The following is an 18,007-nucleotide window of genomic DNA, read 5'->3' on the forward strand; positions in this document are numbered from 1 at the left end:
TTCCTGCTCAGGTGATAATACAGAAAGGACATCACGTGAGTATGGTCATGGAAGAGGAAGTAAAACGCTGGGCGGGAAGCGCAAAGCGGCGCTGGTGACGGAAATCATCCAAGGAAAGACGGCGGTTGCCGAGGCCAGTCGTGCCTTCGATATGCCGCCCTCCGAAATCGAGGAATGGATCGACGAGGCGTAAGCGTACAGTCACCACCGTCTGGACCGTCTAGCAGGTCCCAGCCATGATTGAATTTTGGCACAGCAGTTGTGCCCACAAATTTGATTATGGACACAAATTCTCAACCAGTCATTCAGCGCGCTCCGCGAGGTACATACCGGCGCCATTCCCTTGAGTTCAAGCGCAGGCTCGTCGCGTTGACCTTGGAGCCTGACGCCTCGGTCGCTCGCATAGCGCGCGAACACGGCGTGAACGCAAACCAGGTATTCAGTTGGCGCAAGTTGTTCGAGGCGGAACTGCCGGTGCCCGATGGGTCAACGCAGGAGGCTGCGTTGCTGCCGGTGATGTTGGCGGCGCCAACAACAGCGCAAGTGCCGGAACAGCCCAACACCGGTGCCATGACGCTGGAGATTGGGCGTGTGAGATTGCGCATTGACGGTCAAGCAGATCCCTCTACGTTGGCGCAAATACTGGATCGGGTGCTGCGATGATCGGCCTACCGGCGGGAACCAAAGTCTGGCTGGCGGCCGGCACCACCGACATGCGCAGCGGATTCAACGGCCTGGCTGCGAAGGTAGAGACCGCGCTGGCGGAAGATCCATTTAGCGGCCACGTGTTTGTGTTCCGTGGCCGGCGCGGTGATTTGATCAAATTGTTGTGGTGGACCGGCGACGGCTTGTGCCTGTTGGCCAAACGGCTTGAGCATGGCCGCTTCATCTGGCCACAGGCCAGCAGCGGCAGTGTGGCACTGACGCAGGCGCAGTTGTCGATGCTACTGGAAGGCATTGACTGGCGCCGGCCCGAGCGAACTTGGCGCCCACAGTCGGCCTTGTAAACATGACAGCATTCTCGTAAACTGAGACGCATGCTGACCGCCACCGATCTCCCTGACGACATTGCCGCCCTGAAGGCAATGCTGTTGGCGCGCGACGAGCAAGTGCAGCGCCTGACGGCGCAGCTCGACACCCGCGCGGCAGAGATTGAACACCTGAAGCTGTTGATCGCCAAACTGCAGCGCATGCAGTTTGGCCGCCGTTCCGAAAAGTTGGAACGCCAGATCGAGCAGCTGGAGTTGAAGTTGGAAGACCTGGAGGCTGAAACGGGCGCCGCCGAAGAGGCCGAACCAGAGTCCAACCCGCCAGCGCGCCGCAAGGCGGCGCGCAAGCCGTTGCCAGATCATCTGCCACGCGATGAATGCGTGCATACCCCGGAGGTAGATGCCTGCCCGGCATGCGGCGGCGGCTTGCGCCACCTTGGCGAGGATGTATCGGAGCAGTTGGAATATGTGCCAGCCAGCTTCCGCGTGGTCCGCCACGTGCGTCCGAAGCTGGCCTGCAGCTGCTGCGACGTCATCGTGCAGGCACCTGCGCCAAGTCGGCCGGTGCAACGAGGGATTGCTGGCCCTGGCCTGCTGGCTCACGTGCTGGTGGCAAAGTACGCTGACCACCTGCCGCTGTATCGCCAGAGCGTGATCTATGCGCGCGAAGGCATCGAGTTGGATCGTTCGCTGCTGGCCAATTGGGTTGGCGCCGCTAGCAGCTTGCTGCGCCCCTTGGTTGATGCGGTTCGGTGCCACGTATTTGCCGCCACCAAGCTGCATGCTGATGACACCCCAATTCCGGTGCTTGCACCGGGAAACGGTACAACGCGCACGGCACGCCTGTGGACCTATGTGCGCGATGATCGTGCCAGCGCATCGGCGGTGCCGCCGGCTGTCTGGTTTGCCTATAGCCCAGATCGCAAAGGCATCCACCCGCAAACCCACCTGGCCCAATTTAAAGGCGTCCTTCAGGCCGATGCGTATGCCGGCTTCGATGCCATCTTCGACAGCGGCCAGGTACGCGAAGCCGCGTGCTGGGCGCACGCGCGACGCAAATTCCATGACCTGCATGTGGCACGGCCATCGACCGTGACCACCGAGGCGTTGCGGCGTATCGGCGCGCTCTATGCCATTGAAGCCGAGATCCAGGGCCAGCCACCGGATCTGCGGCGCGACGCTCGATTGCTGCGCGCACGCCCCTTGCTGGACGATCTTGAACGCTGGCTGCGCGCCACGCTCACCACCTTGTCGAACAAGTCCGACACGGCCGCTGCCATCACGTACTCGCTCAAGCTGTGGCCAGCGCTGACCCGCTATTGCGATGATGGCCAGATCGAGATCGACAACTCGGCCGCAGAGCACGCCCTGCGCGGCGTTGCCCTGGGTCGCCGCAACTACCTGTTTGCCGGTGCAGACAGCGGCGGCGAACGCGCAGCCGCCATTTATGCGCTGATCGGCACGGCCAAGCTAAACGGTGTCGACCCCGAAGCTTGGCTGCGCTATGTGCTGGCCCACATCGCCGACCACCCCGTCAACCGCGTTAACGAGTTCCTGCCTTGGAACTGCGCGGCGCAGCTCGCACCTTCCAATTAACTACACGCCGCTTCCCAGCGGTGTGTTCACATCATCAGGGAAGTAGGCGCTTCATTCAATACGGTATTGAACGGACGCTTACAATGCAGCGGGTCGAGTCCATTGAGCTTGGCAGTACCAAGCAAAGTTTGAATGGCGGCAGCGCGTCGGCCGGCGCGCTCCGAGCCAGCAAATAGGCAGTTCTTTTTGCCGATTGCGATTGGCCGAATCGCATTTTCGACGGCGTTGTTATCGATCGGTAGCGCGCCGTGTTCGATGTAGCGCATGACAGCTGGCCAGCGCTTGAGTGCATGCTCGATGGCTTTGCAGGTGCCGCTGCCTGTTACCACGGTTTTCTGGGTGCTTTGCAGCCATGCTTGCAGTTCCGTCAGTGCTGGCAACGCCAATTGCTGGCGAGGTTGCAAGCGAACCGCCGCCGGCTGGCCTGCGGCCTGCTGTTCAACGGCATATAGGATCGCGATGCGGCGCAGCGCCTCCGCTGCAATCGGGCTGCCGTTGGTAGCATGCAGCTCAAAGAATTTTCGGCGAATGTGCGCCAGGCATGCCAGTTCGGTGACGCCGTCGGCAAACAGCGCCTTGTAGCCTGCATAGTCGTCCACCATGAGATGGCCGCGCCATCCCTCAAGGAAAGCGCGCGCGTGACTGCCAGCCCTGCCGGTCTGGTAGTCGAACACGATGATGGGCGGTCCTTCGTCGAGCGCGTTGGATCGATACGCCCACAGGTACGCGTGCTTGGTTTTTCTTTGGCCGGGATCGAGCTGCCGCACCGGAGTTTCGTCGGCATGTAGACATGGCCGCTGCCGCAGCAGTTCGGCCAGGCGCTCACTCAGTGGCTGCAGCGCCACGCCCAGTTTGCCCACCCACTCGGCCAGCGTGGAGCGTGCCAGCGGAACACCCTGGCGCGCCGCGATCTGTTCCAGGCGGTACAGTGGCAGATGATCAGCGAATTTGCTGACCGCCACCCAGGCCAGCAGGCCAGGCGCGGCCATGCCGCCATCGATCACCGCTGGCGGAACCGGCGCCGCCGTTATCATTTCGCAGCCTCGGCAAGCATATTGCGGGCGAATATGGCGATGCACGAAGAAACGCGCCGGTTCAACATCCAGCTGCTCGCTGATGTCTTCGCCGATCTTCACCAGTTCACGGCCACACGCCTCGCACTGGCAAGATTCCGGTTCATGACGGTGCTGAAAGCGCGGCAATTCAGGCGGCAACGCTTTGCGGCCGGCGTTGCTGCGAGGCGGCGCAGGCGCCTTGCCCTGCAAACCCTGTAATTCGTCTTCCATGGCGGCCAGATCGGCATCGACCGTTTCCTCAAATAGCTCGCGCTGCTCGCCGGTCAAGGCTTCGCTCTTCTTGCCAAACTGAATGCGGCGGTAGTAGGCCAACTCGTGAGTCAGTGCCTTGATCTTGAAATCCTTCTCGCCGATTGCCTGGCCTTGCTGCGCCACCTGGTCCATCAACGCGCGCACCTGCGCGACCAGTGCCGGGTCGGTGTTATTGCGGGCCAGTTCGTCGAGCAGATTCATGGGGGCACAGTCTACTGGGCGCAGTCAGCGCCCACAAGCAAAACAGTATACGTACCGCTTCACAAACACCATTGCAACGGCGCCGGTGCCGACAAGCGCTGCCAGTCCACACCGGCCACCAGCCATTGCCATTGTTCGACCGTCAGCTCCCAACTGGTGTCACCGGCTTGCGGCCAAACGAACTGGCCGCGATGCAGGCGTCGCACGCACATCCACACGCCGTTGCCGTCCCAGCACACTACCTTCAGGCGCGTGTGGCGCCGGTTGGCAAAGACGTAGGCCGTGCCATCGCAAGGGGCCTTGCCAAGCGCCTGCTGCACATGCAGCGACAGCCGGTCAATTCCGGCGCGAATGTCAACCGGCTGTGTGGCCAGCCAGACCGCGTTCGCCTGCAACTGCATCACAGACTGCGCAGCAATTCTGCCAGCCACGCTGCTGGCGTGGTGCTGGGCAAATCGAGCGACCAATTCGGGCCGGCAAGGCGAATCGGGCCGGCTGCCACGACTGCCTTCAGTTTTACCGGCAGCAGCGGCATCGGTTCAGCCGCTGCTTCTGCCAGGCGCTTCTTCCACCATGCCAATTGGCGCGGTGCCCAGCCTTGGCGAGCCGAAAAACTACGCATCGATTCGCCGCTGGCTCGCCATGCGTCTAACCGTTCTTGCCACAGTTGCCGTTTATCTTGTCCCGACATTCCTGCCTCCCAAAAAGACAGGAGTATTGAACCGTTCAGCTGGAAATTACAGGTGGTAGGGCTGGACGCTTACTCAGGTCTTGCAGGTGCTGTCGGTCAGTAGCCTTGAATTTTGCTTCGACAAAGGCTGGCGTATTGCGATAACATCTTGTGTTTTTTTAAATGATCTTCGGATGGGGCGAGGCGACATTTTGAATTTGAGCGTTCGGCATCGAGCCTGTCAGAATTTTAGTGTGAATCCGGGGTCATGAAATAATACCGAAAGGGATTGTCCATGACCGACGTAATGACCACTAAGAAGCCAAAGACAAAGAAGCAGTATCCACTCCCCGTTGAACTGATCGACCAGTTGCTGGCCCAGGTCGAGAACAAGGACGCCGAGTCCATTCTGGGTGAATCGGGCCTTGCCGGCCAGCTGAAGAAAATGCTGGCCGAGCGCATGCTGACGGCTGAATTGACCCACCATCTCGCCACCGAAGGCGACGCCAAGAACCACCGAAATGGAAAGAGCCGCAAGACCGTGCTGGCACCAGGCGGCGAGCTGGAACTAGAGATCCCGCGTGACCGTCTTTCCAGTTTCGAGCCCAAGTTGGTCGCCAAGCACCAACGCCGTATGCCGGGTTTTGACGACCATGTAATCGGCATGTATGCCCGTGGCATGACGGTTCGCGAAATCCAGGCGCACCTGCTGGAGCTGTATGGTACCGAGGTGTCGCCTGACCTGATCTCTACTATCACCGACGAGGTCATGGACGAAGTGGCGCAGTGGCAGCAACGCCCACTGGAAGCGATGTACCCAATCGTCTACTTTGACGCACTGCGCCTGAAGATCCGCGATGAGGGCACCGTCAAGAACAAGGCCGTGTACCTGGCGCTGGGCATTCGGGCCGATGGCCGCAAGGAAGTGCTGGGCCTTTGGATCGAACAAACAGAAGGCGCCAAGTTCTGGCTGAAAGTCTTTAACGAGCTGCGTAATCGTGGTCTGGAAGACATTCTGATTGCCGTCGTTGACGGCCTGCGCGGCTTCCCCGAAGCGATTGAGGCAGTGTTCCCGCAGGCGCATATCCAGACCTGCATCGTGCACCTGATTCGCAACTCGATGACGCTGGCGTCGTGGAAGGACCGTAAAGAGCTTGCAGCGGCGCTTAAGCCAATCTACCAGGCTGCCAACGCTGACGCGGCTGCGGCGGCGCTAGACGCCTTTGCAGCAGGCCCTTGGGGCCAGCGTTTCCCGACAGTGGTGGCCATGTGGCGCCGCCAGTGGGAGCAGGTGATCCCTTTCTTTGCCTACCCGCCCGAAGTACGCTCAATCATTTACACAACGAACGCCATTGAGAGCCTGCACATGCGCTTGCGGAAGATCGTCAAGAATCGCGGGCACTTCCCGAACGACGAGGCAGCGACGAAATTGCTGTACCTGGCCTTGCGCAATATCGAAAAAGATTGGAAGATGCCGCAGCGGACCTGGAAGATGGCCGCCAATCAATTTGCCATCCTGTTTGGGGAACGCTTTACCAACGCGATCAATTAATTAACCGCGACCCCGGCACACAAAATTCCTGACAGGTCCTCGGCATCTCTTCGTCCGCGCAGTGCTGCATCCAACCCTCCAATGAACTGGACGCGCAGTGCGCGCCAGTTATCTCAAGTTAAACGTTAGCCAACAATGGGAGTATTAAAATTGAGAAACGCGTTCTACTGCTATGCGTTAGCTGCATCCCTTTTCACTTCAAACGCATACGCTTGGTCTCAGAAGGACAAGATTGCAGAGATTAAAGTTGTTCATGGGAACCAAACGCTAATAAGGTTTCAGGGAGCTTCATGGCATGGATGCGGCCCATCACCGTTTTTCGTCATCAGCGAAGGAGATAATGTTTCTGCTCAAAGGAAGCAAATGTTGGCAATTGCATTGACGGCGCTAGCCGCAGGAAAAGAAGTCTCGATAGTTACCGGAAGTTCGGATGGAGATGCGCCACCATGTAATTCCAGTGGGTACGAATGGGTTTACCAACTTTCCGTTCTTCCGTAAAGGAATAAGGTTCGATTCGAATCGCCCAGATTTAAACAAAAATTGGCACTAGTACGAGGCCTCAAAGGATTGCCCGTATCGGTTGTCAACGAATGCCAATGAGACAGTGCCCAGCAGGGTAGGGGCAAAAAAGCCCGCCTGGTCAGCGGAGAACCCTGCCAGGCCGGGAGAAAGATGCCGCGATTGGTCCCCGCTCGGCCAGCGCGCCATTCCGGTTTGGAGGCGGATTCGGGAGGCGCGCTGGCGGCTGGGGAATCGGCGGCGTGGATTACTTAGCCGGTGCGGCTTCCTTGGCAGCGGCTACTTCTTTGGATGCAGCGGTTTTTTTGGAGTGCTTGGTCTTTTTCACTTCCTTGGTGGCGCTGGAGTGCTCGTGCGATGCGGCCGGGGCGGCAGCGGTGGCCGAGGAGGCTGGGGTCGCAGCTACGGCTGGGGTAGCAGGAGTTGCAGGAGTCGCCTTGCTGCCTTTTTCAGCAGGAACCGCCGGGGTAGCTGGAACAGCTGGAGTTGCTGGCGTTGCCGGAGCGGCTGCGGTAGCAGCAGGCATCGGGGCAGCGGCAGGTTTGGCTGCGTGGCCGCCGGCAGCCGGGGCTTGGGCGAAGGCAGCGGTTGCGAACAGGCCGGCGATCAGGGTGGCGATGGTCTTCTTCATGGTCAAGCTCCTCGGAGAGAATTGGGTAAATCGTTTGGGGTGTCGTGCACTATTGCCGTGTCACTGAGCCTAAAAACGATGCCAAAGCCGCGCTAGTTGACGGCCTTTACACATGGTTACATCTGCCAAAACTGCTTACAAAGTGCGGCAGATAACCGTGCCGGCGCGGCGCTGCCCGTACAGTGCTTACATGAAGGACGCACTCAAGAGTTACAAGGCGAAGCGGGACTTCAGCATTACGCCGGAACCCGCAGGGGGAGGCCAGCCTGGACGGGGGCGGCTGGCCTTCGTTATCCAGAAACACTGGGCGCGTCGCCTGCACTACGATTTCCGCCTGGAGCTCGACGGCACGATGAAAAGCTGGGCCGTGCCGAAAGGCCCCAGCTACGACACCCATGACAAGCGCATGGCGGTGCACGTTGAGGACCATCCGATTTCGTATAACGAGTTCGAAGGCACCATTCCCGAAAAACAGTACGGCGCTGGCAAGGTAATCATCTGGGACCGCGGCACTTGGGAGCCGGTCGACGACCCGCGCAAGGGCTACCGGGCGGGCAAGCTGGTGTTCAACCTGCACGGCCACAAGATGCACGGCCGTTGGGCCCTGGTTCGCATGCGCGGTAAAGGCGAGGACAAAGAGCCGTGGCTGCTGATCAAGGAGAAGGACGAATACGTGCGTCCTGCCGCTGAGTTCAGCGTCGTCGATGAAATGCCTGACAGCGTCAAATCGCTTGGCGCAGCGGCTGCGGCGCCGGTCGCCGAGCGCGCGGCGGCGCCGCGCATCAAACGCCTGCCTGCGGAGCTTGAACCGGAGCTGGCGACGTTGGTCGACGGTCCGCCGTCGACACCCGAAGACTGGCTGTTCGAAGTCAAATACGACGGTTACCGACTGCTGGCCCGCATCGAAGACGGAGACATCACCCTGCATACCCGCAACCGCAACGACTGGACGCACAAGCTCGAACCGTTGCGTGCAGCGCTGGCCAAGGCCAGGCTGCCGGACGGCTGGTACGACGGCGAAATCGTGGTCCACAACGAAGAGGGGCGCCCTGATTTCGGCCTGTTGCAGCAAGCCTTCGATGGCCAGCGTGCGAAGGATATCGTCTACTTCCTGTTCGATGCGCCTTACCTTGGCGGTGAGGACTTGCGCGGCCTGCCGCTCGATGAGCGCCGCGCCAGGCTGGAGGCGGCAATGGCCAAGGTCAAGGGCGACACGGTGCGCCTGAGCGCCGTCCTGCAGGCTTCTCCCGACGAAATGCTGGCCGCTGCCTGCAAGATGGGGCTTGAAGGCGTCATCGGTAAACGCCGCGACTCTACCTACACCGAGCGTCGTTCGCGTGACTGGATCAAGCTCAAATGCGCGCAGCGGCAGGAGTTCGTCATCGGCGGCTACACTGACCCGCAGGGCAGCCGCACCGGGATCGGTTCTCTGCTGCTCGGCGTCTATGGCAAGGATGGCGAGCTGCATTACGCCGGCAACGTCGGCACGGGTTTCAATGACAAGACCCTGCGCGATCTTGCGGACAAGCTGAAGCGCCTGAAGGCAGAAGAAAGCCCATTCGCCGCCAGCAAGGCCATTGCCCGCAAGGCGCACTGGGTCAAGCCGCAGCTCGTGGCGGAAGTCAGCTTCGGCGAATGGACGCGCGGCGGGTCGATCCGTCATTCCGTATTCCAGGGCCTGCGCAAGGATAAAAAGGCCGGTGAAATCAGTCGCGAAGTGCCAGCCCACGTGGAGGAGGAAACCGTGCAAAGCAAACTGCCCGCCTCACTCAAAGTCACCAATCCGGACCGGCTGGTCGACCCGGCCAGCGGCATGAAGAAGATCGACATGGTGCGCTATTACGCCCTGGTCGCCGACTTGATGCTGGAGCACACCAAGGGGCGCCCCGTGGCTCTGCTGCGCGCACCGGAAGGTGTTGGCTCCGAGCTGTTTTTCCAGAAGCACGCCGATGTCAGCAAGCTGCGTGGACTGAAGGAGTTTCCCCGCGAGCTAGACCCCGACCACCCGCCGATGCTGGAAGTGGCCACCACCCAGGCCCTGCTGGCGGCCGCCCAGTTCAATGTGATCGAATTCCACACGCAGAACGCGTTCGGCCGCACTTACGAGAAACCAAACCGCATCCTGTTCGACCTCGACCCCGGCAGCGGCGTCGAATGGTCGCAGATCCAGGAAGCGGCGCAACTGGTGCATGCCTTCCTGGATGAACTGGGGCTGCCGTGCTTCCTCAAGACCAGCGGCGGCAAGGGGCTGCACGTGGTGGTGCCGATCAAGCCGTACTACGATTGGGATACGGTGAAAGCCTTCAGCAAGCAGGTGGTGGAGCACATGGCGACGACGCTGCCGGACAGGTTCGCCTTCAAGAGCGGGCCGAAGAACCGGGTTGGCAAAATCTTCATTGACTACCTGCGAAATGGGCGTGGCGCGACCACCGTGGCCGCGTGGTCGGCCCGCGCGCGGCCCGGGCTTGGGATTTCGGTGCCTGTGGCCTGGGATGAACTAGCCGCCTTGCGCGGCGGCGATCACTGGACGGTTGCAACCGCGCATACGCGGCTGGATGTCGGCAATGCGCCGTGGGCGGATTATGCGAAGGCCGCCGTTGGCCTGGCGCCGGCGATGAAGGCGATCGGGGCTGTCGAGTAACTGGGGAGCCTGTTACGGCACGCGGCAACGTGCGATCGGGGTCTGACCCAAGGGTCAGACCCGATTTTTGTTGGCCGCTGACTTGCGAACTGTGTTCAGGCGGCTTTTCGACGGGGGCTGCTTGTTTTGGCGGCGGACTTGGCTGCGCTGGTGCGCTTGGCGGCGGGTTTCGCCGATGACGTAGAGCGCGAGGAACTTGAGCTGCGGGTCTTGCTTGCGCCTGTGCTGGTACTGCGACGCGCGCGCGGTGCGCGTGGCGCTGCCTCTTCCTCGTCTTCCTCCTCGTCAGCAGGGGCTGCCGTGCGGCCTTTCGATCCAAGGCTTTGCTTCAGCAGGGCGACCAGGTCGACCACGTTGCTGGCTTTCGGCACCGGCGCTTCGCCAGTCGGCTCGGTCAGCGTGTGGGTCTGTCCGGCTTTGACCTTTTTCTCGACCAGCTTGAGCACGTCTTCGCGGTAAGTGTCGTGGTATCCCTTGGGATTCCACTTTTCGCTCATTTCCTCGACCAGCGACAGGGCCATTTTCAGCTCCTTGTCGGTGATGCCGGAATCGCCCGGCAGCTTGAGGTCTTCGGGATTGCGGATTTCGGTCGCGTAGCGCAGCGTGTTCATGATGATGCCGTCGCCGACCGAGACCAGCGCGCAAAGGTGCTGCCGCGTGCGGATCACGACTGTCGCAATCGCAATCCTGCCCGCCTTGCTCAGTGTCTGGCGCAGCAGGGCGTAAACCTTGTCGCCGCCGCGTCCGGGCGAGAGGTAGTAGGGCGTTTCATAGAACGTCAGCGGCACTGAATCAGCATCGACGAAGGCCATGATGTCGATGGTCTGCGTCGCCTTCGGGTTCGCCAGCCGCAAGTCTTCGTCGCTGAGCACCACGTACTCGCCATCCGAATACTCGTAGCCTTTGACGATATTGTCCCAGGTGACTTCCTTGCCGGTGCCCTTGTTGTAGCGCTTGAAGCCGATCGGCGAGAAGTCGCGCTTGTCCAGCATGGTCAGGTCAAGGTCGTGCGACTCCACCGCCTTGTGCAACTCCACCGGGATGTGCACCAAGCCGAAACTGATTGCGCCTTTCCAGAGTGCTCGTGCCATCTTTACTCTCCGATACTGCCGGTGATCGGCAAGACGATACCGGTGATATAGCTGGCGCACGAAGGCGCTGCCAGGAAGACGAAGGCCGGCGAAATCTCTTCCGGCTGCGCAGGGCGATGCATATCGGTCTGCGCGCCGAATTCCTTGATCTTGTCGGGCGACTGGTCGGCCGGGTTCAGGGGCGTCCACACCGGACCGGGCGCCACCGCGTTGACGCGGATGCCTTTCTCGAGCAGGTTGGATGCCAGCGACATCGTGAAGGCGTGGATCGCGCCCTTGGTGGTCGAGTAGTCCAGCAGTTTTTTCGAGCCGCGCAGGCCTACCACCGAGCCGGTATTCAGGATCGAACTGCCGCTTTTCATATGCGGCAGCGCCGCCTTTGCCATGTGGAAGTAGCCGTAGATATTGGTCTTCATGGTCAGATCGAAGCGCTCTTCCGACAAGTCCTCGAGCGAGCCGGCATGCTCCTGGAAGGCGGCGTTGTTGACCAGGATGTCGACCTTGCCGAAGCCCCGCAGGACTTCGTCGATGGCATGGCGGCAGAAGGCAGGGTCGCGTACATCGCCTGGAATCAGGAGGCAGCGCTGCCCTTCGGCCTCGATGTATTTCCTGGTTTCGTCCGCATCCTGCTGTTCCTCGGCCAGGTAGACCAGCGCGACATCCGCGCCTTCGCGGGCATACAGCACTGCGACCGCGCGTCCGATGCCGGAGTCGCCGCCCGTAATCACGGCAGCCATGCCGGCGAGCTTGCCGCTGCCGCAATAGCCGGGCGCCATGAATTGCGGCTTCAATTGCATCTGGTGTTCAAGGCCGGGCTTTTCCAGGTGCTGCCCGGGCAGCGGCGGCGCCGGGAATTCGTGCGTCCCGGCCTGTGCCGGCTGTTTCTGCTCCTCGGCCTTTGGCTTGGCCGCGTCGCGCTGGTCCTGTTCTTGCTGGACGGTGCGCTGTTCGCTGCCCGCGCCAGTCTTTTGTTGCGAATTGCCCATGACTTCCTCCTGTGCTCGGAAGTCCAGTATTCGCCGCAGCAACGTTGCTAACCGTGCGCTCCCACACATAAATAGGGATGTTGTCTGCAGTGAACTTGTGGCAAACTAACCCAATGCCTACTGCTGCGGGCCGACGTCACCGTACCGGCCTTTTCCTCCATCCCGATCCTGCGCGACGCCAGGAATTCATGACCGCTTGCGCTGAGTCGTTCGATCGCTTGCTGACTGCGGACAGCATTGCCAGCGCACGCCATGCGATGGCGCATAACAAGATTTCCCTGCTCATCATCGACCTCGATGGCCCTGCGATGGCGGCCGGCAATGAGCTGGCGGCGCTGGTGCGTAGCCGCGCCGGCGCGCCGGTGCTGGTGCTGTGCCCCTACACCCGCTCCTCGACCATGGCTGAGCTGATGGCGCAAGGACCGCTGGCTTATCGCATCACACCCATCGCACCGGACGACCTCAGCGAAGCCGTGGCCGCGCTGCTGGCGCCTGCCGCCAACACCAAGGCGTCGGCCCAGCAGCATTTGCTGGACCTGGAAGCGGACCTGAATGACTTGCTGGCGATCCAGCGCAGCTTGCAGCGTGCACTCTACGGTTCGGAAGAAATGGAACGGATGGGCGCCCGCATCTGCAATGCGTTGTGCAGCTATCCCGGTATTTGCCATGCATCCTTGCTGCAGGCGGTCGACGAGGGCGCGCTGCGGCTGGTGGCCCAGGATGGGCGCGTCGACCTCGATATCAAGGAAGTGCTGGGGGGCCGCGATGAACTGCTGGAAGCGCCTGTGCGGCGCGGCGAAATGGTGCTGCTCGATGCGCCGTCCAAAACGGGGGACACGGAGCTGACGGAAATGCTGGAAGAGCAGGGCGTGCACATGCTGCTGGCCTTCCCCTTGCGCGGCGAACCCGGCGGTCCGTTGCTGGGCGCCATCTGCATGCTGTTCGACCGGCCGCTGGTCATGAGCCGCGAGCATTTCAGCTGCTTCGGTTCAGCCGCACAACTGATCAGCTTTGGCATGGTGATGAGCGACCTGCGCCAACAGAACAATGCGCTGGGCCTGGAAATCACCCAGATCACCCCGTTCGATGGCTTGACAGGCGTATCCAACCGGCGCCAGGGCGAACAGGTGCTGGACGGGGAAATCCGGCGTGCGCGCCGCTACGCCGTGCCGCTGGCGGTGATCGCTTTCGACCTCGATGGCTTCCGCACCATCAATGAACTGCATGGCTATACGACGGGCGACCGTGCGCTGGCCGTGCTGTCTGCCACGGTGCAGTCGCGCCTGCGCAATTCGGACACGATAGCGCGCATGCGCGGCGAACAATTCATGATCATCGCCACGCACACCGTGGCGATCGATGCCTACAAGCTGGCTGAAGAATTGCGCGAGACGATCGCCGCCACCGAGCTGCCCGGCGGCGATACCGTCACGGCCAGTTTCAGCGTGGCCCAGCTGGCTCCCGACGAAGGTGCTTCCGAGCTGGTGACGCGGCTGGAGGCCGCGCTGCACCGCGCCAAGCGGGCAGGGCGCAATTGCGTCGAACTGGCCATGGCACGCTAAAAAGCCGGCGGCTCGCCCTGGCAAGCCGCCGCAAAGCACGATAGATAGATGACGATCGTCATCCGCGTGTGATATATTACATCCATAATAAAAATAATCAAGGAGAAGATCATGCGTGTCAGTAGGGAACAGGCGGCGCAGAACCGCGAGCGCATTGTTGAAACGGCATCCCGCTTATTCCGGGAAAAGGGCTACGACGGCATCGGCGTGGCGGACCTGATGAAAAGCGCCGGCCTGACGCACGGCGGCTTTTACGGCCATTTCGCCTCGAAGGAAGACCTGCTGGCCGAGGCTTTCGGCAAGGCGATGGAGAATTCCGCCAAGCGCTGGAGCGAATTGCTGGCCGAGCAGCCGGCCAATCCGCGCGCTGCACTGGCCCATATGTACCTGACTTCCAAACACCGCGATAACCCCGGCAAGGGCTGCGCACTGGCGTCGCTCGGTCCCGATGTTTCGCGCGTCGGCCCGGAAGTGCGGCATGCGATGGACGAGAGCTTCCAGGCGCAGCTAGAGGCGCTGGCGCAGGCGCTGCCCGGCGAACCGGCGCAGGCGCGGCGCGATGCCATTGCCACCTATGCCGCCATGGTCGGCGGCCTGGTCCTGGCCCGTTCGGTGGCGGATAAAAAGCAGTCCGACGAAATCCTGGCAGCGGTGCTATCCTCGCTGGAACAGGAGCGCTGATGCTGGCCTGGCTGCGACACTACCGGCGCGCAATGCTGCCGGGCGATATCAGTGCGGGCATCGTGGTGGCAATGATGATGATCCCGCAAGGCATGGCCTATGCGCTGGTGGCCGGCCTGCCGCCGGTGACGGGCATTTACGCCAGCATCCTGCCGCCCGTTGTCTACGCAGTATTCGGCACCAGCATGACGCAATCGGTCGGGCCGATGGCCATTGTGTCGCTGATGACGGCGGCGATCATCGGCCCGATGGCGGCTGCCGGTTCCGGCCTGTATTCGGTGCTGGCGGCGCAACTGGCGCTGGTGGCGGGCGCGGTGCTGCTGTTGTGCGGCCTGCTGCGGCTTGGCTTCCTCGCCAATTTCTTCTCGCGTCCTGTGATGAGCGGCTTTACCGTCGGTTCGGCGCTGGTGATCGCCTGGGGCCAGCTCAAGCCTTTGCTGGGCGCTGAACTGCCGCACTGGCACGGCCCGAGCGCGGCCATGGGCATAGGCTCCGTGCTGCTGCTGGTGCTGTCGCGCAGCCATCTGGCGCGGCTGCTGCGCTCCCTCGGCATGAAAGCGGCGGGCGCCGACATGGCAACGCGCCTGGCGCCGATGTTGGTCGTGATGCTTGGCCTGGTGCTGGTGCAGCTGCTGGGACTGGAAGCGATGGGCGTGCAAACCACGGGCGAGGTGCCGAGCGGCCTGCCGCAACTGAACCTGGCCATGTCGCAGGCGCACTGGCAGCAGCTTGTGAAACCGGGCCTGCTGATTGGCTTCGTGGTCTTCATCATGAGCATGTCGGCGGCGCAGTCGCTGGCCTTAAAGCGCAATGAAAAACTGGTCAGCAACCGTGAGCTGATTGGCCTGGGCGCTGCCAATGTGGCCAGCATGGTTTCGGGCGCTTTTCCCGTCACCGGCAGCATGTCGCGCTCCGCGGTGAATTTTGCGGCGGGTGCGCAAACGCCGCTGGCCAGCGTCATCACCGCCGGCTTGCTGTCCCTGGCGCTGGTGGCCCCAACCGGCTGGCTGGCTTTGCTGCCGATGCCGGTGCTGGCCGCAACCATCATCGTCGCCGTGCTGGGCATGCTGGAACTGGGCACCCTGCGCACGGCCTGGCGCTACGACCGCGGCGATGCCTTGGCCTGGTTTGCCAGCGCGGCAGGCGTGGTGGCGCTGGGTGTGGAGGCTGGCGTGCTGGTGGGCGTGGCGCTGTCGATGGGGACCCTGATCTGGCGCGCCAGCCGGCCGCATATCGCGGTGCTGGGCCGCATCGCAGGCACCGAGCATTTCCGCAATATCGAGCGCTATCCTGCCGAGACCCGGCCGGAGCTGCTGGCATTGCGCATCGATGCCAACCTGTTTTTCGGGAATGTGGAAGCGGTGCAGGAACGCATCGAGGACGAGTTGCGCAGCCATCCGGCCGCGCGCCACCTGGTGCTGGTGATGACGGCGGTCAGCTCGATCGATACGTCGGCGCTGTTCGCGCTGTCGGAGTTGAACCAGAGCCTGGCGCGCCGCGGCATCGGCTTCCACCTGGCCGAGGTCAAAGGTCCGGTGATGGACCGGCTGCGCCAGTCCGACCTGCTGCAAACGCTGAATGGCCAGGTCTTCCTCAGTATCGACATCGCCGACAAGCATCTGCAGTAGCCTGCGGATCGGGCATGGGCGCCGCCTCGGTTGATTCCATCCGTGGCCTGATACGTTCCGGCATAATCCTGCCATTGACGCCGCCAGTCCTTTGGCCGTAAGGTACACTCCCGGAACCGTTACCAACCTGAGCTTCGGGAGCACCATGAAACAGATTGTCGCAGCACTCGCCATCGCAGCAGCCTTCAGTTCTCCATCCTTTGCAGCAGCCAAACCCGGTAGTGCCGACGCCCGTTTCACCGCCATTCACCAGGCGGAGTGGAAGTGGCGCCTGCAGCAAAGGCTGGAAGACGATGAGGACGATGTGCGCGGCGTCGAGAGCAGGCTGCCGAACGTCAGCCTGGCGGTGCAACTGGAGCGCCAGAAGAAATGGGAAGAAACGCTGCGCCAACTCGAAAGCATCAAGCCCGAACAGCTTTCGAACAAGGAGCGCATCAACTACCATGTGTACCGCGCACAGGTCGCGGCGCTGCTGGATAACCAGCGCTTCCGCGAATACGAAAAACCGCTGAACGCCGATTCTTCGTTCTGGGGCAACCTGGCGGGCGAGGCGCGCAAGTCCTTCCGCACCGCCGAAGACTATCGCAACTACGTGGCGCAGCTGAACGACGTGCCGCGCTACTTCAGCGAGGAGATCGCCAATATGCGCGCTGGCCTGGCGCGCGGCTTCACGCCGCCGAAGATCACGCTGGAAGGCCGCGACAAGTCGATCACCTCGGTCACCGAAGCCAAGCTGGAGGACGTGGTGTTCTTCAAGCCGTTCAAGGAAATGCCGAACGTGATCCCGGCCGCCGAACAGGAAGCGCTGAAGGCGCATGGCTTGCAGGCGATCCGCGAAAAAGTCATCCCGGCCCACGCGGCGCTGCTGAAATTCATGCGCGAGGAATACGTCCCGAAAGCCAAGGAAACCCTGGCTGCCGAGAGCTACCCTGACGGCAAGGCGTATTACCAATCCAAGATTGTCGAATTCACGACGACCAACCTGACGGCCGAGCAGATCCACCAGATCGGCCTGGACGAGATGGCGAAGATCCGCGCCGAAATGCAGGAGGTGATGAAACAGGTCGGCTTCAAGGGCGACCTGCCGGCCTTCCTGCAGTTCCTGCGCACCGATCCGCAGTTCTACGCCAAGACGCCGGAAGAACTGCTGATGCGCGCGGCCTGGATCGCCAAGAAGTTCGACGGCAAGGTGGCCGACTACTTCGGCCGCCTGCCGCGCAGCCGCTTCGCCATCATCCCGGTGGCGCCGGAAATCGCGCCGTTCTATACCTCGGGACGCGGCGGACCTGGCGGCTACTGGGTCAACACCTACAACCTGCCGGCCCGCCCGCTGTATTCGCTGCCGGCGCTGACGCTGCATGAATCGGCGCCGGGCCACGCCTTCCAGATGCCTATCGCGCTGGAGCAGAAGGGGCGTCCGCCGTTCCGCAACGCCTATATCTCCGCTTATGGCGAGGGCTGGGCGCTGTATTCCGAGCGCCTGGGCACCGAGATGGGCATCTACGAGACGCCATATGAAGTGTTCGGCATGCTGAGCTACCAGGCCTGGCGCGCCTCGCGCCTGGTGGTGGACACCGGCGTGCACGCCAAAGGCTGGACGCGCGAGCAGGCGCAGAAGTACCTGATGGAGAATACCGCGCTGTCCTCGCACGAAATCATGACCGAGGTCGATCGCTATATCTCGTGGCCGGGCCAGGCGCTGTCCTACTACCTGGGCGAAATGGCGATCTTCGAAGCGCGCAAGAAGGCGGAGCAGGCCCTGGGCAGCAAGTTCGACATCCGCGCCTTCCACGACACCATCCTGGAACTGGGCTCGGTACCGCTGCCGGTGCTGCAGGCGCGCATCGATGAATTCATCGCCGGCGGCGGCAAGAGCCCTTATCCGAAAGAATAAGCGCACCTGCGTGGTGCATTGCCTTATGCTGGTGCAAA

The 18,007-nt window shown here is 62.0% G+C and carries 15 protein-coding genes and 1 pseudogene; 10 read left to right on the forward strand and 6 right to left on the reverse strand.

Features of this window, described 5'->3' with window-relative positions; genetic code table 11:
• Positions 1 to 35 precede the first annotated feature (35 nt).
• From ACN9M3_RS14785 to tnpC (ACN9M3_RS14800), 4 genes and pseudogenes are all read left to right on the forward strand, one after another.
• Positions 36 to 187: pseudogene (locus ACN9M3_RS14785) on the forward strand (DUF1153 domain-containing protein); the annotation flags it as partial.
• 92 nt (positions 188 to 279) lie between these two features.
• Positions 280 to 663 (forward strand): IS66-like element accessory protein TnpA, encoded by a 384-nt coding sequence (gene tnpA, locus ACN9M3_RS14790; protein WP_426323758.1) that lies wholly within the window; start codon positions 280 to 282, stop codon positions 661 to 663.
• On the forward strand, positions 660 to 1,007 hold the full coding sequence (tnpB, locus tag ACN9M3_RS14795; RefSeq protein ID WP_426317946.1) for an IS66 family insertion sequence element accessory protein TnpB: 348 nt from the start codon (positions 660 to 662) through the stop codon (positions 1,005 to 1,007). The genes tnpA (ACN9M3_RS14790) and tnpB (ACN9M3_RS14795) overlap by 4 nt, the downstream gene beginning before the upstream one ends.
• A 30-nt stretch (positions 1,008 to 1,037) precedes the next feature.
• The gene (gene tnpC / locus ACN9M3_RS14800; protein WP_426323397.1) at positions 1,038 to 2,585 is read left to right on the forward strand and encodes an IS66 family transposase; all 1,548 of its coding nucleotides are present in this window, start codon (positions 1,038 to 1,040) and stop codon (positions 2,583 to 2,585) included.
• Positions 2,586 to 2,611: 26 nt separating this feature from the next.
• Here tnpC (ACN9M3_RS14800) and tnpC (ACN9M3_RS14805) read toward each other — a convergent pair whose 3' ends face one another.
• Genes tnpC (ACN9M3_RS14805) through tnpA (ACN9M3_RS14815) form a run of 3 tightly spaced genes read right to left on the reverse strand, consistent with a single transcriptional unit; the run spans position 2,612 to position 4,805 of the window.
• Entirely contained in the window at positions 2,612 to 4,114 is a 1,503-nt protein-coding gene (tnpC, locus tag ACN9M3_RS14805; RefSeq protein ID WP_426323399.1) for an IS66 family transposase, read from the reverse strand.
• Between the two features lie 59 nt (positions 4,115 to 4,173).
• Positions 4,174 to 4,515, reverse strand: coding sequence for an IS66 family insertion sequence element accessory protein TnpB (gene tnpB, locus ACN9M3_RS14810; protein ID WP_426323401.1), 342 nt, complete (start codon positions 4,513 to 4,515; stop codon positions 4,174 to 4,176).
• Positions 4,515 to 4,805, reverse strand: a complete 291-nt coding sequence (gene tnpA, locus ACN9M3_RS14815) for an IS66 family insertion sequence element accessory protein TnpA (protein ID WP_426323403.1) — start codon at positions 4,803 to 4,805, stop codon at positions 4,515 to 4,517. Before tnpA (ACN9M3_RS14815) ends, tnpB (ACN9M3_RS14810) begins: the two co-directional genes overlap by 1 nt.
• A 274-nt stretch (positions 4,806 to 5,079) precedes the next feature.
• On the opposite strand from tnpA (ACN9M3_RS14815), the gene ACN9M3_RS14820 reads away from it, so the two are divergent.
• Complete coding sequence (locus ACN9M3_RS14820) at positions 5,080 to 6,336, forward strand: IS256 family transposase (protein ID WP_426323405.1); 1,257 nt, start codon at positions 5,080 to 5,082, stop codon at positions 6,334 to 6,336.
• Between the two features lie 766 nt (positions 6,337 to 7,102).
• On the opposite strand, the gene ACN9M3_RS14825 is transcribed toward ACN9M3_RS14820, so the two are convergent.
• On the reverse strand, positions 7,103 to 7,486 hold the full coding sequence (locus ACN9M3_RS14825) for a hypothetical protein (protein ID WP_426171798.1): 384 nt from the start codon (positions 7,484 to 7,486) through the stop codon (positions 7,103 to 7,105).
• A 190-nt stretch (positions 7,487 to 7,676) separates the two neighbouring features.
• Here ACN9M3_RS14825 and ligD point away from each other — a divergent pair, with 190 nt between their 5' ends.
• Positions 7,677 to 10,127, forward strand: coding sequence for a DNA ligase D (ligD, locus tag ACN9M3_RS14830; RefSeq protein ID WP_426323407.1), 2,451 nt, complete (start codon positions 7,677 to 7,679; stop codon positions 10,125 to 10,127).
• A 95-nt stretch (positions 10,128 to 10,222) separates the two neighbouring features.
• Here ligD and ACN9M3_RS14835 read toward each other — a convergent pair whose 3' ends face one another.
• Both ACN9M3_RS14835 and ACN9M3_RS14840 read right to left on the reverse strand, forming a co-directional pair.
• Complete coding sequence (locus tag ACN9M3_RS14835; RefSeq protein WP_426323409.1) at positions 10,223 to 11,218, reverse strand: Ku protein; 996 nt, start codon at positions 11,216 to 11,218, stop codon at positions 10,223 to 10,225.
• A 2-nt stretch (positions 11,219 to 11,220) separates the two neighbouring features.
• Positions 11,221 to 12,204, reverse strand: coding sequence for an SDR family oxidoreductase (locus tag ACN9M3_RS14840; RefSeq protein ID WP_426323411.1), 984 nt, complete (start codon positions 12,202 to 12,204; stop codon positions 11,221 to 11,223).
• 188 nt (positions 12,205 to 12,392) lie between these two features.
• On the opposite strand from ACN9M3_RS14840, the gene ACN9M3_RS14845 reads away from it, so the two are divergent.
• The 4 genes from ACN9M3_RS14845 to ACN9M3_RS14860 all read left to right on the forward strand — a co-directional run bounded on the left by ACN9M3_RS14845 (position 12,393) and on the right by ACN9M3_RS14860 (position 17,969).
• Positions 12,393 to 13,766, forward strand: coding sequence for a diguanylate cyclase (locus ACN9M3_RS14845; protein ID WP_426323413.1), 1,374 nt, complete (start codon positions 12,393 to 12,395; stop codon positions 13,764 to 13,766).
• Positions 13,767 to 13,877: 111 nt separating this feature from the next.
• Positions 13,878 to 14,447: a TetR/AcrR family transcriptional regulator gene (locus ACN9M3_RS14850; protein ID WP_426323415.1), complete on the forward strand. Its 570-nt coding sequence runs from the start codon at positions 13,878 to 13,880 to the stop codon at positions 14,445 to 14,447.
• On the forward strand, positions 14,447 to 16,075 hold the full coding sequence (locus ACN9M3_RS14855; RefSeq protein ID WP_426323417.1) for a SulP family inorganic anion transporter: 1,629 nt from the start codon (positions 14,447 to 14,449) through the stop codon (positions 16,073 to 16,075). Before ACN9M3_RS14850 ends, ACN9M3_RS14855 begins: the two co-directional genes overlap by 1 nt.
• 145 nt (positions 16,076 to 16,220) lie before the next feature.
• A complete protein-coding gene (locus ACN9M3_RS14860; protein ID WP_426323419.1) occupies positions 16,221 to 17,969 on the forward strand; it encodes a DUF885 domain-containing protein in 1,749 nt (582 codons plus the stop codon).
• The last annotated feature ends 38 nt before the right edge of the window (positions 17,970 to 18,007 follow it).

Source organism: Pseudoduganella sp. R-43, from assembly GCF_049913255.1.
Taxonomy (GTDB): Bacteria; Pseudomonadota; Gammaproteobacteria; order Burkholderiales; family Burkholderiaceae_D; genus Rugamonas.

Excerpts from the sequence above, each read along its gene's own strand:
- tnpB (WP_426317946.1), top strand. The coding sequence starts at position 660 with ATGATCGGCCTACCGGCGGGAACCAAAGTCTGGCTGGCGGCCGGCACC.
- ligD (WP_426323407.1), top strand. The coding sequence starts at position 7,677 with ATGAAGGACGCACTCAAGAGTTACAAGGCGAAGCGGGACTTCAGCATT.
- ACN9M3_RS14820 (WP_426323405.1), top strand. The coding sequence starts at position 5,080 with ATGACCGACGTAATGACCACTAAGAAGCCAAAGACAAAGAAGCAGTAT.
- ACN9M3_RS14840 (WP_426323411.1), bottom strand. The coding sequence starts at position 12,204 with ATGGGCAATTCGCAACAAAAGACTGGCGCGGGCAGCGAACAGCGCACC.
- ACN9M3_RS14860 (WP_426323419.1), top strand. The coding sequence starts at position 16,221 with ATGAAACAGATTGTCGCAGCACTCGCCATCGCAGCAGCCTTCAGTTCT.
- tnpA (WP_426323758.1), top strand. The coding sequence starts at position 280 with ATGGACACAAATTCTCAACCAGTCATTCAGCGCGCTCCGCGAGGTACA.
- ACN9M3_RS14835 (WP_426323409.1), bottom strand. The coding sequence starts at position 11,218 with ATGGCACGAGCACTCTGGAAAGGCGCAATCAGTTTCGGCTTGGTGCAC.
- tnpA (WP_426323403.1), bottom strand. The coding sequence starts at position 4,805 with ATGTCGGGACAAGATAAACGGCAACTGTGGCAAGAACGGTTAGACGCA.
- tnpC (WP_426323397.1), top strand. The coding sequence starts at position 1,038 with ATGCTGACCGCCACCGATCTCCCTGACGACATTGCCGCCCTGAAGGCA.
- ACN9M3_RS14855 (WP_426323417.1), top strand. The coding sequence starts at position 14,447 with ATGCTGGCCTGGCTGCGACACTACCGGCGCGCAATGCTGCCGGGCGAT.
- tnpC (WP_426323399.1), bottom strand. The coding sequence starts at position 4,114 with ATGAATCTGCTCGACGAACTGGCCCGCAATAACACCGACCCGGCACTG.
- ACN9M3_RS14825 (WP_426171798.1), bottom strand. The coding sequence starts at position 7,486 with ATGAAGAAGACCATCGCCACCCTGATCGCCGGCCTGTTCGCAACCGCT.
- ACN9M3_RS14850 (WP_426323415.1), top strand. The coding sequence starts at position 13,878 with ATGCGTGTCAGTAGGGAACAGGCGGCGCAGAACCGCGAGCGCATTGTT.
- ACN9M3_RS14845 (WP_426323413.1), top strand. The coding sequence starts at position 12,393 with ATGACCGCTTGCGCTGAGTCGTTCGATCGCTTGCTGACTGCGGACAGC.
- tnpB (WP_426323401.1), bottom strand. The coding sequence starts at position 4,515 with ATGCAGTTGCAGGCGAACGCGGTCTGGCTGGCCACACAGCCGGTTGAC.